This is a genomic window from Nocardioides sp. BGA-UO-ETr-FS32 (assembly GCF_059567905.1).
Window position 1 is genome coordinate 104381 of sequence record NZ_JCAQOX010000014.1, and the last position, 14277, is coordinate 118657.

Genomic DNA, 14277 nt, shown 5'->3' on the forward strand with positions numbered 1-14277 from the left:
CTCCATGCCTGAGCAGACATTCATCGTCAACGGCGAGCGGGTCACGGTCGACGTCGAGGACGACGTACGACTCCTGTGGGTGCTCCGAGACCTCCTCGGCGTCACCGGCCCCAAGTACGGCTGCGGGATCAACGTGTGCAAGGCCTGCACCTCGCACATCAACGGCAAGGCGTTCAACCCGTGCGCCGTGCCGGTGGGCAGGATCGGGCCGGAGGACGAGGTCACGACCATCGAGGGGCTGCCCGACCAGGTCGAGCCCGCGCAGCGCGGCGACCACGACCTCCACCCGATGCAGGAGGCGTGGCTGGAGCGCGACGTGGCGCAGTGCGGCTACTGCCAGCCCGGCCAGATCATGGCTGCCGTGGCCTTGGTCAAGCGGGTGCAGGCCGAGGGTCGCACGATCTCCGAGGCCGACCTCGACGCGATCCGCAACATCTGCCGGTGCGGCACCTACACCCGCATCCGGGAGGCGATCCGAGACGGGGCGTCGAGGATGTGATCGCGCGGCCGTAGACTCGGGGCCGTGCCCCAGCCGATGAGCAAGCGGAAGGGCGGCGACGGCCGTCTGACCACGGCCCTCGACCCCCACGACCAGGGCCCGCAGGACGCCTGCGGCGTCTTCGGCGTCTGGGCCCCCGGCGAGGACGTCGCCAAGCTGACCTACTTCGGCCTCTACGCCCTGCAGCACCGCGGGCAGGAGTCGGCCGGCATCGCGGTCAGCAACGGGCGCCAGATCCTGGTCTACAAGGACATGGGTCTGGTCTCGCAGGTCTTCGACGAGTCGACGCTCGACTCGCTGAAAGGCCACCTGGCGATCGGCCACTCGCGCTACTCCACCACCGGCGCGAGCACGTGGCAGAACGCCCAGCCCACCTTCCGGCCCACCGTCGACGGGTCGATCGCGCTGGGCCACAACGGCAACCTCATCAACACCCACGAGCTGCGCGAGATGGTCACCGCGCTCCCCGACCCTGACGGCGAGCTGCCCCTGCAGGCCCGCGACGTCGAGACCTCCACCAACGACACCGGCCTCGTCACCGCGCTGCTGGCGCACCATCCCGACACGACGCTCGAGCAGCGCGCGCTGGAGGTCCTGCCGCTGCTGCGGGGAGCCTTCTGCTTCGTCTGGATGAACGAGGGCACCCTCTACGCCGCCCGCGACCCCCAGGGCATCCGCCCGTTGGTCCTCGGACGCCTCGACCGCGGCTGGGTCGTGGCCAGCGAGGACGCCGCGCTGGCCACCATCGGCGCCAGCGTCGTGCGCGAGGTCGAGCCCGGCGAGATGATCGTCATCGACGAGAACGGTCTCCGCTCGCACACCTTCGCCGAGCCGGCTCGCAAGGGCTGCGTCTTCGAGTACGTCTACCTCGCCCGCCCCGACGCGACGATCAGCGGCCGCAACGTCCACGAGGCACGCGTCGAGATGGGCCGTCGCCTCGCCCGCGAGTTCCCGGTCGAGGCCGACCTGGTCATGCCGGTGCCGGAGTCCGGCACCCCCGCCGCCTCGGGCTATGCCGCCGAGTCCGGCATCCCGTTCGGCCAGGGCTTCGTCAAGAACGCCTACGTCGGTCGCACGTTCATCCAGCCCAGCCAGACGCTGCGCCAGCTCGGCATCCGGCTCAAGCTCAACGCCCTCGAGCACATGATCCGCGGCAAGCGCATCGTGGTGGTCGACGACTCGATCGTGCGCGGCAACACCCAGCGCGCCCAGGTCCGGATGCTCCGGGAGGCGGGCGCTCTCGAGGTCCACGTACGGATCTCGAGCCCGCCGGTGAAGTGGCCGTGCTTCTACGGCATCGACTTCGCGACCCGAGCCGAGCTCATCGCCAACGGACTCACCCCCGAGGAGATCGCCGCCAGCGTCGGGGCCGACAGCCTCGGCTACATCTCGCTCGAGGGCATGGTGGAGGCGACCGGGCAACCGGCCGATCGCCTGTGCCAGGCCTGCTTCACCGGTGAGTACCCGATCGAGCTGCCCGACGAGAGCCTGCTCGGCAAGCACCTGCTCGAGGCGACGCTGCAGTCGCCGACGATGGGCCGCGCCCTGCCGGTCCTCAACAACCCCTGATCCGCACGCACTCCGAGGAGCTCCGTGACCGACCACAGTGCCCGCACCGAGGGGGCCTACGCCGCCGCCGGGGTCTCGATCGAGGCGGCCGACCGCGCGATCGACCTGATGAAGGGCTGGGTCGAGAAGGCCCGCCGCCCCGAGATGATCGGCGGACTGGGCGGCTTCGCGGGGCTCTTCGACGCCTCGGCCCTCACGCGCTACGAGCGCCCGCTGCTCGCGACCTCGACCGACGGCGTCGGCACCAAGGTCGCGATCGCGCAGCTGATGGACGTCCACGACACCATCGGCTTCGACCTCGTCGGCATGGTCGTCGACGACCTCGTCGTGTGCGGCGCCGAGCCACTGTTCATGACCGACTACATCGCGTGCGGCCGGGTCGTCCCCGAGCGCATCGCGGCCATCGTCAAGGGCATCGCGGAGGCGTGCGTCGTCGCCGGCTGCGCGCTCATCGGCGGCGAGACCGCCGAGCACCCCGGCCTGCTCGACCCCGACGACTACGACGTCGCCGGCGCCACCACCGGGGTCGTGGAGGCCAGCAAGCTGCTCGGCCCCGGGCGCGTACGCCCCGGCGACGTCGTGATCGCGATGGAGGCCAGCGGCCTGCACTCCAACGGCTACTCCCTGGTCCGCCACGTGCTGCTCGGCTCCCCTGACGACGGGGGAGCGGGATGGACCGTCGACCGGCAGGTCGACGACTTCGGGCGCACCCTCGGCGAGGAGCTGCTCGAGCCGACCCGGATCTATGCCAAGGCGTGCCTCGACCTCGCCGACCGCACCGAGACCCACGCCATGTCGCACGTCACCGGCGGCGGCCTCGCGGCGAACCTCGAGCGCGTGCTGCCGGAGGAGCTGTCGGTGCGCATCGACCGCTCGACGTGGACGCCGCAGCCGGTCTTCGACGTCGTACGCCGCGTCGGCGACGTGTCCCAGCCCGACCTGGAGGCGACCCTCAACTGCGGGGTCGGCATGGTGTCGCTCACGGCACCCGAGTCCGTCGACACCGCCGTCTCCGTGCTCGCCGGCCACGGCATCCGGGCGTGGGTCGCGGGCGAGGTGCGGGCCGACGACGCCAACGGCGGTCGGGTCCTGATGGAGGGCCAGCACCCCGGCTGGTGACGAGTTTCGGCACTTGGCCGGCGAAATGCCGGGTCTTGGTGTGCGGGAACACCCACCGCTCAGGTAGCGTTGTCCCCACGATATGTAACCGATCAGACCGGGTGCGTCGGGCGGCTCTCCGACAGCCCCGGCCAAGTGTGCGAGGGGGTCGACCCTATGGGGCGCGGCCGAGCGAAGGCGAAGCAGACGAAGGTTGCCCGCGACCTGAAGTACCGTACTCACGAGACGGACTTCGGCGCGCTGGCGAAGGAGCTGCACGGAGAGGACTCTCACTCCACGAGTGAGGTCGATCCCAGCGAGGACGAGTGGTCGGACTATGCCGACCCGCGTCGTCGCGCAGACTGACTGATCGCACCCGATCACCCCGCCCGGTCCACCGGGTGACGAGGCGTACGACCGCGCCTCGAGGTGCTCGGGACGTTGACCGGGCGCTTCGTGCCGGTCCTGCGGCGTGAGCGGGCACTTCGTGCCCGTCCGCACCCCCGGACGGGCACGAAGCGCCCGGTCGGCGGTCGTGACGGGCACGAAGCGCCCGGTCGGCGCGGGTCGGTCAGCGCAGGTGGATGCCGCGCAGGCGGCCGACCTCGCGCATCCGGCGCTCGGCGAGGCGGTCGGCCGCCTCGGCGGTGGTGACACCGTCGGCCTCGGCCAGCTCGAACACCCGGCGGGTGGTCTCGAAGATCCCCGTCGCACGCTGCTGCGCGCGCTCGAAGGAGAAGCCCTCGAGCTCGTCGGCGACCTGGATGACGCCGCCGGAGTTCACGCAGTAGTCGGGGGCGTAGAGGATGCCGCGCTCGTCGACCTGCTTCTCGATGCCCGGGTGGGCGAGCTGGTTGTTGGCCGCGCCGCAGATGATCGACGCGCGCAGCACCTCGAGCACCTCGTCGCTGATGGCACCGCCCATGGCGCACGGGGCGTAGACGTCGATCTCGCTCGCGACCAGCTCCTCGGTGGAGGCGACGGCCCGCACCTGCGGGAACTGGGCGCGGATCGCCTCGACCGACGGGGCGTGCACATCGGTCACGACGACCTGGGCGCCGTCCTCGACGAGGTGACGCACGAGGTGGCGACCCACCTTGCCCACGCCGGCGACGCCGACGGTGCGACCGGCGAGGGTGGGCTCGCCCCAGACCTGCTCCGCCGCGGCGCGCATGCCCTGGAAGGTGCCGTACGCCGTCAGCACCGAGCTGTCGCCGGCGCCGCCGTGGGCGACGGTGCGGCCGGTGACGAAGTCGCACTCGCGGGCGATGTGGTCCATGTCCTCGCTGAACGTGCCGACGTCGCACGCGGTGAAGTAGCGGCCGTTGAGCGACTGGACGAAGCGGCCGTAGGCGCGCAGCAGCGCCTCGGACTTCAGCTCGGCCGGGTCGCCGATGATGACAGCCTTGCCGCCGCCCAGGTCGAGGCCGGCGAGTGCGTTCTTGTAGGACATCCCTCGCGCGAGGTTGAGCACGTCGACGATCGCGTCGTCGGTGCTGGCGTAGGGGTAGAACCGGGTCCCGCCGAGGGCCGGGCCCAGGGCAGTGGAGTGGATCGCGACGATGGCCTTGAGGCCGGTCGCCGGGTCGTTGCAGAAGACGACCTGCTCGTGCTCGCTCCCGAGCTCGAAGACGTCGACGCCGGAACCAGCCGTTCCAGTCGGGGCAAGGGGTCCTGACATGCTCGTTGATCCTTTTCTGGTGGGTGCGGCCGCGGGGTGTGCGGGCCTGGTCAGCGCGGTCGAGGGGTGGTGACCGCCGTCACGCCCAGCGTAGTCCCGCCCGCGCGCGCAGGCCGCATCACACCGACCGCATCACCACGAGGGCGCCGTGGGTGCCGTAGCCGAGCAGCTTTCCGCCCGCCCGCCGCCCGTTGAAGGTGACCATCAGCCAGCCGTCGTCGAGCCGCGCGAGCGTCGGCCACGGCAGGTTGGTGGGGTAGGGCGCGTCCAGCGTCCCGATCTCGGTCATCGCGAGGTCGTACGCTGGGAAGCGGGCGCGCTGTCCACGCCGCGAGTCGCGGCCGTCGCTCGCCAGCACGACCATCCGTCCGTCGACCTCGACGAGGGTCGTGCCCTCGGTCGCGCGGCGGTCGGTCGCCGCACCCAGCAGCCGCAGGTCGTCGAGCTCGGTGCCGCCCGCCAGCGCGGGGTGGAAGTCGAAGAAGCGGCGCGCGCTGACGAACCCGACCAGCCACCGCCCGTCGCGGCGCACGAGGTGGGGGTCCCACGTGGCGATGGAGTCGAGGCCGTCGGTGGGCAGCGGGAGCTCGCGCGTGTCGAGGACGTGGGTGCCGCGCAGCAGGTCGACGGAGGCCCGTTGCCCGGCGAGGGTCACCCGCAGCCCCGCCGGCTCCCGCCGCCCCGCGCGGGTCGTCGGCTTCTCGAAGTCACCCCACGTGCTCGTCGCGACGAGCCAGCCGTCGTCGGTGCGGACCATGTGGGTGGCGTGGTCGCCGAAGACGCCCGGACGGTCGGGGCGCCGGAAGAACAGGTCGCCGGTGTGCTCGACCTCGAGGGCCGCGGGGTCGAGGCGCCACACGCTCGTGTGGGCCGTGTCGAAGAACCCGGGCCCGGCCGACGTGGCCGTCAGCCACAGCGCGCCGTCCGTCCGCAGCGGGGTCCCGTCCGCGGCGGTGACGAACCGTACGTCGCGCAGCCCGAGCTGCCCGAAGCCGCCGCCGGTGCCGCCCCAGGGCGGCAGCTCGACGCGCAGGTCGGTGAGCGCATGCTCGTCCCGGGTGTCGACCACGTCGCGCAGGTCGTGCCGGGCGCGTGCCACCCAGCCGGCCGCCTCCCGGGTCCAGGCGGTCACGTGGGTCCCGGTGAGGGTCAGCCCGAGCTCGGTCGGCGCGACGGCCTGGTGGAAGCGCCGGCTCCGCAGCTCCTGCGTCTCGTGCCCGCGGGTGAGGGTCAGGCCGACCGAGCCGTGCTCGAGAGACGCGCCGATGCGGTGGTCGGCGAGGTGCAGCGCGACCCGGGCTCCGTCGCGCACCTCGGTCGTGGCGGCGACGTACGGCGCGACGGCGGGCAGCGCGACGACGCCGTCCGTGGTCTCCTCGACCAGGATCGAGCCGGGCGAGACGAGGTCGACCGGATGCAGCCGGCTGACGATCTCGAAGCGGGGGAGCACCGCACCATCCTCCCGGTCGCCGGGAACGCCGGTGGCGGCGGACCAGCAGAAGGGCCCCGATCGGGACGTGATCGGGGCCCTTCTGTGCTTGTGGGCAGGGGCGGGGTCGAACCGCCGACCTATCACTTTTCAGGCGATCGCTCGTACCAACTGAGCTACCTGCCCAAGCGGGGTCGAGAATACATGAGCCCGGTGGCAGGGGTGGAATCGGCTCAGGACGGGTCGCGCACCGGCAGCTCCACCCAGAACGACGAGCCCACCCCCGGCGTGGACTCGCCGCGGACCGCCCCGCCGTCCCGCTCCGCGATCGTGCGAGCCATCGACAGGCCCAGGCCGCTGCCCGGGACCTCGGGACCGGCGTAGCGGACGAAAGGCTCGAAGACGTGCTCGAGCTGCTCGGGCGTCAGGCCGGGGCCGTTGTCCCGCACGATGATCCGCACCATCTCCTGGCCGCTCTCGCCGAGGAGGCGCTGCGTCGAGAGGTCCACGGTGCCGCCGTGCGGGTGGTGGTGGGCGACGGCGTTGCCGAGCAGGCTCGTCAGCACCTGGCGTACGCCGGACGGGTGCGCGCGCACGGTGGCGGCGGGGTCGACGTCGATGTACATCTCGACGGCCGCTGTCTGGGCAGGGGTGCGGTGCCAGTGCGCGACGTCGGCGACGGCGTCCCCGACGAGGACGTCCTGCCGCTCGTCGTCGCTCGAGAGGGTCCGACCGGCTCCGAGCAGGCTGTCGACCACGTCGAGCACCCGCTCGCAGGCGCGCATCATCACCGGCCCGTCGCGGAGCACGCTTGCCGAGACGGGGTCGTCGGGGGTCTGGCCGGCCTCGTCGACGAGCACCTCGGTGTAGCCCAGGATCGCCGACAGCGGCGTACGCAGCTCGTGACCGACGGAGCCGAAGAAGTGCTGGTAGGCCACCTGGGCCTCCGTGCCCGCCTCGATCGCCTCGGCGAGGGAGCGGCGCGACTGCTCGAGGGACAGGCGGGAGATGATCGCCGCGTTGAGCAGCTTGAAGTCCTGCACGAGGGTGTCCGGCCAGGGACCGGTCTGGCTGCTGACCGCTGACAGGCTGCCGTACATGTCGCCGCCCGCGGTGAAGGCCGATGTGACGAGGCTCCGGATGTCGCTTCGGGCCAGCTCGTCGCGGTCCTGGGCCGCCTCGTCGGTCAGCTTCTCGCGATCCACGATGACGACGAGGTCGCCGGAGCGCGCGAGCCGGGAGAGCCACGGCATGGTGAGGGCCGCCTCCGGACCGGCCTCCGCTGGCGGGACGACGGTCACGCCAGCACCCGGCGCCGCCCACTCCCGGATCCAGGCGCGGCCGCCCAGGCCCTTCCACTCGCGGGTGTCCTCGGGCTGGAACCGGGTCAGCACCGAGGTGACCACGTCGACCCGCTCGTGGGTCAGCAGGTGCCGGGCCGCGAGGTCGACGGCTCCGTCGACGCCGATGGCACCGGTCAGGATGGTGACCGCCAACCCGGCCGCCGCGGGCGACGTCGGACCGGTGGCCGACGCGTCCTGCAGCGCGGGGTGCTCGATCACGGCGACGTCTCCGATCTGGCGGTGGCGGTGAACCGGCACGGCACGGGGGACATGCCCCGACTCTGGTCGATCCGGACGTCCTCGCTCAACGCCATTTCGTGGTCCGCGCCCCAGGAGGCGAGGCGCACCAGCACCGCCATGCCGAGGCTACGCCCCGGGCAGGCGTGCGGTCCCGCACCGAACGGCAGCCATGCCCCTGGGCGTCGGGTCCCGTCCTGCCAGCGGTCCGGGGCGAAGTCGGTCAGCGCGTCCTCGGCGCCGGGCACCAGCGCGGCCAGCCGCCCGAGGAGCAGCGGGCTGACGAACACCACCCGGCCAGCGGGGATGCTGGCCCCGCCGAGCTCGACCTGCCTCGTCGTCACCCGGGCGGTGAGCCAGGTGGGCGGGGTCAGGCGCAGCGTCTCCCACACGACGTGGACCGGGTCCGTCGCCGGCGCCGGGTGCTGGGCCAGCCAGGCCAGGAGGAAGGAGCCGGCCGCGATGGGAACCTGGATGCCGGCCGCGAGCATCGTCGCGAGCTGCTGGGCGGTGCGGTCCTCGCCCGGGAGGCAGGCGAGCGCGTCGTCGAGGACGTCCTCCAGCGCCACGCGCGTGTCGTGCTCCGTCCGGCGGATCCTGCTCCAGCGCCGGGGCCGCCGGTGTGCGGCGATCACCGGGCCGAGGGCGTCGATCCACGCGAGCACGTGGTCGGCGACCGCGTCCCGCCGCGCGTCGTCGAGGTCGGGCAGGACGGCGGCGGTGGTCGAGCGCGCCACCGGCCGGCGCAGCAGCTGCATCGCGTCGTACGGCTCGCCACGCGCACTGTGGGCGTGGTCGAGGAGGGCGGCCGCCCACTGGGCGTCGAAGACCGCCACGCCCCGGGCGACCTGGTCCGGGGAGACCGGGGCGAAGACGGTGTGGCCCGAGCGCGTCTCGCCGCGGCTGCCCGAGAGGTCGCCCGTCCGGTTGACATTGCCCGGGAAGTCGAACGTGGCCGGGTCGGTGAGCACCTGGCGCGCCTGCTCCAGGCTGGTGGCCAGCCACGGGCCCCCGGGGCCGAGCGCGGCCGCGCCGTCACGCGGTGCTGAGAGGACAGCGCCGAGCTGGCCACCGGCCGACTCGACGCTGTCCATGTGACTCACAGGGGAGTGGTCACGTCTCGTGGTCTGCCGGACGCGTCAGCGACGCGGCGGCGCCGGACGCCAGGCGTACGGCATGTGGTTGACGGCGCGCTTGCGCTCGATGGCGGTGAAGATGCGGTTCATCATGGGGTTCTCCAGGGTGGGTTGGTTGTGCACCAGGTAGGCGCACAGGGGACACGCCGCGGAGCTCTTCACCCGGTGTTGCTTCAGGGACGGGTTCAGGACTCCATGTCGCGGAGTGTCTCGGCTATGAGATCGGTCAGTTGCTGGATGCGCAGGGGCTTCTGCATGACCGTCGTGATGCCGAGCTCTTGGAGGACCGCGCGGTGCTCGCCGGCCCAGGCGGAGATGACCACGATCCGCAGCTCCGGGGCGACGTCGGGGTGCGCGCGCAGCCAGCGCACCACGTCGACGCCGGTCATGCGCGGCATGGTCAGGTCGAGGAGCATGACGTCGAACTTCTCGCCCTGCAGCGTCTCGACCGCCTCCTGCCCGTCCACGGCGGTCTCGGCGTCGTGGCCGGCCCGCTCGATGAGACGACAGAAGACGTCGCGGATGTCCTCGTTGTCGTCGACGACGAGGAAGCGCAGATGACGCCCTTCACTGCTCACGTAGGCAAGATTAGTCAAAGAGAGTGGCAACTCGCTGGGGTCTCGCAGAATTGCCCCTCTGGTGGGTGTCTTTTCACCTCCCGGTGACGCTCCTCCCCGATGGGTTCGGGTGGGGCGCGTGGCTGTCGGGTTGGGAGGCGGGCGCTCGCTGGCCCTATGCTGGGCGCTGCTCCACCGGGCATGCCCGGGACGAGCTGGCCCCCATCGTCTAGCGGCCCAGGACCCCGCCCTTTCACGGCGGTAGCGCCGGTTCGAATCCGGTTGGGGGTGCGATCCGGCCCGGTGTCGATGCCGATTGGGTGTCACCCGAGGCCATGGGTTAGAGTTCCACCCGCTTCACCAGTAACACCTGGCCCCGTAGCGCAGTTGGTTAGCGCGCCGCCCTGTCACGGCGGAGGCCGCGGGTTCGAGTCCCGTCGGGGTCGCAGAGGCATGACAACAGCAGGGTGAGCCGCGAGGCTCACCCTGTTGCTATTTGGGCCGTCACGTCCGGGCTGTCCCGTCGGGGTCTTTCGCGTCGCTCCTAGGCTGGCACCATGCCGATCGACCTTGACCCCGCCGAGTTCGACGCGATGGTCGGACGGGCGCTCGACGGACTGCCGGACGACCTGGCCAGGCTCGTGGACAACGTCGTCGTGCTGGTCGAGGCCGAGGCTCCGGAGGACGACCCCGACCTGCTCGGCCTCTACGACGGGCTGGCGCTGACCGAGCGCCCCGCGAACCACGCAGGCATGCTGCCCGACCGCATCCTGCTCTTCCGGGGCCCGCTCCTCGACATGGCCGACACGGTCGAGGACCTCGAGGACGAGGTGCGCATCACCGTGGTGCACGAGGTGGCCCACCACTTCGGTCTCGACGACCGCCGCCTGCACGAGTTGGGCTGGGGCTAGCCGGCGGTCCCCGCGCGCCCCGTGCGCTCCCCGCGCCCCGCCTGCTCTGCCCAGTGGCCCCTGGACGGCGCCGCCGACCGGGGGCTGCCGGTCCACGGTCGGGACGCGGAGCCGTCGAGCTGGTGGACCAGCTCGCCGAGCAGCCAGTTGTGGAGCGCGCGCTGTCGCGGCGTACGGGCGATCGACAGCAGCCGCTCTGCCTTGCAGAACTCGTCGGCGACGTCGAACATCTCCGTCATCGTCACGAAGATCGGACCGGCCTCCCGTGCCATCGGCACGGTGACGTCGACGCGGGGCAACCCGCGCGTCTCCGCGTCGTTGATCTGCTCGCGGAACGACTCGGGGAACTGGCGCTCGAAGTTGGCGAACATCGCCGTGAGGTCTCCGGCGAGGGGGTAGTCGGACTGGTGCGAGAGCGACAGCAGGCGCAGCTCGCGACGCAGCTCGTTGTACTGGCGGTCGAGCGAGACGTAGAGGGGGACGTCGATCTCTGCCAGGTGGACCTCGACGGTCGCGTCGCCGGTCGGCGGCGGAGGCGGCGAGGCGGGCTCGAGACGGTCGATCACCCACTCGACCGAACCGGAGTCGCTCATCTCGGGCGCCGGCTCGAACCAGACGATCTTCCCGTCGGACTCGATCGTGGCTCCCCACGCCTGGGCGCACTGGGCGACCATCGACAGCCCGCGGCCGAAGGTGAGCAGCAGGTCGAGCTCGTCGGTGTCCGCGTGGTTGGGAGGCTCCGGCGGCCGGGTCGACCCGTCGACGACCTCGATGCGGGGGTGCGAGGCGGTGCCGCGGACGCGGACCTTGTAGGGGGCGGTGGCGTGGAGGATCGCGTTGGCCACCAGCTCCGAGACCCCCAGCTCGGCACACTCGACGAGGTCGGTGCGCTCCAGGCGCCGACAGATCTCGCCGACCCAGCGACGCGCGTCGGCCGCAGCGCGCGGCGAGGACGCCAGCGTCAACTCGGAGCTCAGCGGCACTGGGACTCTTTTCGAGGGGGGTGGACAGTCCAGTGGGGCCATCATTGCCCGTGGGCAGATGGTTCAAACCTCGACAACACCATAGTTTCTCGGAAGTCTGGGTAGTGATGTGAGCAAGCAGACGCCCCCGGCGTTTCGCGCCGTGCTCCGGGCGGGAGGAGAATGGCCCGAGCCCGGCACGACGCACCTACGACCACCAGGAGCATCCATGACGTCGACAGAGGCAGCCCGTCACAAGGTCGTCGTGATCGGGTCCGGCTTCGGCGGCCTCTTCGGCACCAAGGCGCTGCGCAGGGCCGACGTCGACGTCACCGTCATCGCGAAGACCACGCACCACCTCTTCCAGCCGCTGCTCTACCAGGTCGCGACCGGCATCCTGTCCGAGGGCGAGATCGCTCCGCCGACCCGTGAGGTGCTCAGCAGCCAGGACAACGCCCAGGTGATCCTCGGCGAGGTCACCGAGATCGACCTGACCGCGAAGACCGTCACCTCGCGCGTCCTGGGCCGCGACACCGTGACGTCGTACGACTCCCTCCTCGTCGCCGCGGGTGCGAGTCAGTCCTACTTCGGCAACGACCACTTCGCCGAGTTCGCCCCGGGCATGAAGAGCATCGACGACGCGCTCGAGCTGCGCGGGCGCATCTTCGGCGCCTTCGAGATGGCCGAGCTCGGCGCGACCCGCGGCGACGACGTCGACCACCTGCTGACCTTCGTCGTGGTCGGCGCCGGGCCGACCGGCGTCGAGATGGCCGGCCAGATCGCCGAGCTCGCCCACCACACGCTGCGCAAGGACTTCCGCGCGATCAACACCCGCCACGCCCGCGTGGTGCTCGTCGACGCCGCCCCGCAGGTGCTGCCGCCTTTCGGGGCGAAGCTGGGGGAGAAGGCCCAGAAGGAGCTGGAGAAGCTCGGCGTCGAGGTCATGCTCGGCGGCATGGTCACCGAGGTCGACGAGCGCGGCCTCGAGGTGAAGTTCAAGGACGGCCGCAGCGAGCGGATCAACTCCGTCGCCAAGATCTGGGCCGCCGGCGTGCAGGCCAACCCCCTCGGCAAGACCCTGTCCGAGCAGACCGGCGCACCCCTCGACCGCGCCGGCCGGATCGCGGTCAACCCCGACCTCACCCTGCCCGGGCACCCCGAGGTCTTCGTCGTCGGCGACATGATCGCCCTCGACAACCTCCCCGGCGTCGCCCAGGTCGCGATCCAGGGCGCCAAGTACGCCGCCAAGGAGATCAACAACCGGCTCGAGGGCAAGGCCCCCCAGCCGCCGTTCAAGTACTTCGACAAGGGCTCGATGGCCATCATCAGCCGCTTCCGCGCGGTCGCGATGGTCGGCAAGCTCCGCCTGTCCGGCATCGTGGCATGGCTGATGTGGCTCGCCGTCCACCTCGTCTACCTCACCGGCTTCAAGAACCAGGTCTCCGCGCTGATGCGCTGGGCCATCACCTTCATCAGCAACACCCGCTCCGAGCGCACCACCACCGAGCAGCAGATCTTCGCCCGAGCCGCGCTCGCCCGGCTTCGTCGTGGCGCCGCCGACCTCGTGTCGGACCCCGGCATCTACGACGCGACGCGCGCCATGATGGAGGAGACCCGCCGGCAGGAGCTCGAGGCCGCCGCCGAGCGCGAGGCCGAGCTCACCGACTCCGGCGCGCGGGGCGTACCCGCCGATCGCGTCGGCGGCGCCTGAGTCCGTACGCCGCGCCCCGGCCGTTGGCCGGTCACGCGGGCGCCCAGCCAGAACGCCACCCACGCGATGGCGGCACCGGCGACGTCGTCGGCGATGTGGTGCCACCCGAAGTAGAGCGTGGCCACGACCGTGAGCGCGAAGTTCACCCAGAAGATCCGGCGCACGACCACGCTGCGCACGGTGTGCTGGGCCATCAGCGCCCACAGCAGCGCGATCGCGGTGTGCAGGCTCGCGAAGCCGGCGACGCCCTGGTAGTCGCCCTCGCCCCAGAGGAAGCCCTGGCGTGAGTAGACCAGCGAGTCCATCAGCTCGGACGTGCCGTTGGGCGTCAGGTCGCTGGTCAGCCAGGGATACATGAGCCCCGGCCCGAGCGTGGGCAGCAGGTAGTAGGAGACGGCGCCGAGCGTCCAGGCGATGCCCTGCGCGGTCACGAACCACCAGCCGTAGCCGATGTTCCTCGACCACACGAGCCAGACGGTGACGAGGATCGCGACGAGGGGGATGTAGGCGAGGTAGACGGCGGACAGCACGTGCGCCGCGACTCCGGTGCCGAGCAGGTCCTGCAGGAGCGTCGCCGGGTCGTTGCCGAGCAGCAGCGTCCGGTCGAGCAGCCGCAGCTCGGCGTCGTACTTGTCGTCGCGCACGAGTGGCAGGAGCGACTTGAGGTTGCGGTAGGCGACGTAGACCACGTAGAAGCCCGAGATGCCGATGACGACGAGCTGGAGCCGGGCGCGGGTCCAGTGGGTGCGGAGGCGCTCGCGGACGGCGGCGGCCGTACGGCCCGGGTGCAGGCGTCCCTGCCACAGCGCACGCGGCAGGAGGTCGAGGACGATGGCGGCCGCGCACAGCACCGGCAGGCGCACCCACGAGGGGCCGAGGAAGCTGCCCTCGGGGTCCGCCACCGGGCGGTCGAGGGCCACGCTGGCGACGAAGGTGACCGCCCCGATGAGGGCGGCGTTGGCCACGAGGAAGGCGTACGGGTGGCGCCGCGGCGTGGGGCCCGCGCCGGACAGCCTCCCTGCCGGCGCGTCGAGGGCGAGGGGGGAGGGCATGGACATGGAGCTCCGGTGGTGCAGTAGCGGGCGGTGGGAGAAGTTTGTCCGCCCGGACCAAACTGGGCCCCCTGTGCCTACGAGGGTCCGCG

At 71.8% G+C, this 14277-nt stretch carries 13 protein-coding genes, 3 tRNA genes and 1 pseudogene; 8 read left to right on the forward strand and 9 right to left on the reverse strand.

What is annotated here, in order from left to right; all coding sequences use genetic code 11:
* The first annotated feature begins 4 nt into the window (after positions 1-4).
* From AC57BS_RS10345 to AC57BS_RS10360, 4 genes are all read left to right on the forward strand, one after another.
* Complete coding sequence (locus AC57BS_RS10345; RefSeq protein ID WP_496411364.1) at positions 5-499, forward strand: (2Fe-2S)-binding protein; 495 nt, start codon at positions 5-7, stop codon at positions 497-499.
* Positions 500-535: 36 nt separating this feature from the next.
* The gene (gene purF, locus AC57BS_RS10350; RefSeq protein WP_496411975.1) at positions 536-2068 is read left to right on the forward strand and encodes an amidophosphoribosyltransferase; all 1533 of its coding nucleotides are present in this window, start codon (positions 536-538) and stop codon (positions 2066-2068) included.
* Positions 2069-2092: 24 nt separating this feature from the next.
* Positions 2093-3187, forward strand: coding sequence for a phosphoribosylformylglycinamidine cyclo-ligase (gene purM / locus AC57BS_RS10355; RefSeq protein ID WP_496411365.1), 1095 nt, complete (start codon positions 2093-2095; stop codon positions 3185-3187).
* A gap of 156 nt (positions 3188-3343) precedes the next feature.
* Positions 3344-3532: a DUF3073 domain-containing protein gene (locus tag AC57BS_RS10360; protein ID WP_129456864.1), complete on the forward strand. Its 189-nt coding sequence runs from the start codon at positions 3344-3346 to the stop codon at positions 3530-3532.
* A gap of 205 nt (positions 3533-3737) precedes the next feature.
* Here AC57BS_RS10360 and AC57BS_RS10365 read toward each other — a convergent pair whose 3' ends face one another.
* The 7 genes from AC57BS_RS10365 to AC57BS_RS10395 form a co-directional block, all read right to left on the reverse strand.
* Complete coding sequence (locus tag AC57BS_RS10365) at positions 3738-4847, reverse strand: Glu/Leu/Phe/Val family dehydrogenase (protein WP_496411366.1); 1110 nt, start codon at positions 4845-4847, stop codon at positions 3738-3740.
* Positions 4848-4965: 118 nt separating this feature from the next.
* Positions 4966-6297: a hypothetical protein gene (locus AC57BS_RS10370; protein ID WP_496411367.1), complete on the reverse strand. Its 1332-nt coding sequence runs from the start codon at positions 6295-6297 to the stop codon at positions 4966-4968.
* A gap of 91 nt (positions 6298-6388) precedes the next feature.
* Positions 6389-6462, reverse strand: a tRNA-Phe gene (locus AC57BS_RS10375).
* A gap of 47 nt (positions 6463-6509) precedes the next feature.
* Positions 6510-7838: a sensor histidine kinase gene (locus AC57BS_RS10380; RefSeq protein WP_496411368.1), complete on the reverse strand. Its 1329-nt coding sequence runs from the start codon at positions 7836-7838 to the stop codon at positions 6510-6512.
* A complete protein-coding gene (locus AC57BS_RS10385; protein ID WP_496411369.1) occupies positions 7835-8950 on the reverse strand; it encodes a cytochrome P450 in 1116 nt (371 codons plus the stop codon). The genes AC57BS_RS10380 and AC57BS_RS10385 overlap by 4 nt, the downstream gene beginning before the upstream one ends.
* 45 nt (positions 8951-8995) lie before the next feature.
* Positions 8996-9154: a hypothetical protein gene (locus tag AC57BS_RS10390; RefSeq protein WP_496411370.1), complete on the reverse strand. Its 159-nt coding sequence runs from the start codon at positions 9152-9154 to the stop codon at positions 8996-8998.
* A gap of 23 nt (positions 9155-9177) precedes the next feature.
* The gene (locus AC57BS_RS10395; RefSeq protein WP_496411371.1) at positions 9178-9570 is read right to left on the reverse strand and encodes a response regulator; all 393 of its coding nucleotides are present in this window, start codon (positions 9568-9570) and stop codon (positions 9178-9180) included.
* 197 nt (positions 9571-9767) lie between these two features.
* Here AC57BS_RS10395 and AC57BS_RS10400 point away from each other — a divergent pair.
* The 3 genes from AC57BS_RS10400 (at position 9768) to AC57BS_RS10410 (ending at position 10460) form a co-directional block, all read left to right on the forward strand.
* Positions 9768-9840, forward strand: a tRNA-Glu gene (locus AC57BS_RS10400).
* An 81-nt stretch (positions 9841-9921) separates the two neighbouring features.
* A tRNA-Asp gene (locus tag AC57BS_RS10405) sits at positions 9922-9995 on the forward strand.
* A 111-nt stretch (positions 9996-10106) separates the two neighbouring features.
* The gene (locus tag AC57BS_RS10410; protein WP_496411372.1) at positions 10107-10460 is read left to right on the forward strand and encodes a metallopeptidase family protein; all 354 of its coding nucleotides are present in this window, start codon (positions 10107-10109) and stop codon (positions 10458-10460) included.
* Here AC57BS_RS10410 and AC57BS_RS10415 read toward each other — a convergent pair.
* Positions 10457-11443, reverse strand: coding sequence for an ATP-binding protein (locus AC57BS_RS10415; protein WP_496411373.1), 987 nt, complete (start codon positions 11441-11443; stop codon positions 10457-10459). The two genes, AC57BS_RS10410 and AC57BS_RS10415, sit on opposite strands and share 4 nt — an antisense overlap.
* Before the next feature lie 208 nt (positions 11444-11651).
* On the opposite strand from AC57BS_RS10415, the gene AC57BS_RS10420 reads away from it, so the two are divergent.
* On the forward strand, positions 11652-13133 hold the full coding sequence (locus AC57BS_RS10420; RefSeq protein WP_496411374.1) for an NAD(P)/FAD-dependent oxidoreductase: 1482 nt from the start codon (positions 11652-11654) through the stop codon (positions 13131-13133).
* 41 nt (positions 13134-13174) lie between these two features.
* On the opposite strand, the pseudogene AC57BS_RS10425 reads toward AC57BS_RS10420, so the two are convergent.
* A pseudogene (locus AC57BS_RS10425) lies at positions 13175-14191 on the reverse strand (phosphatase PAP2 family protein); the annotation flags it as partial.
* Positions 14192-14277: the final 86 nt, after the last annotated feature.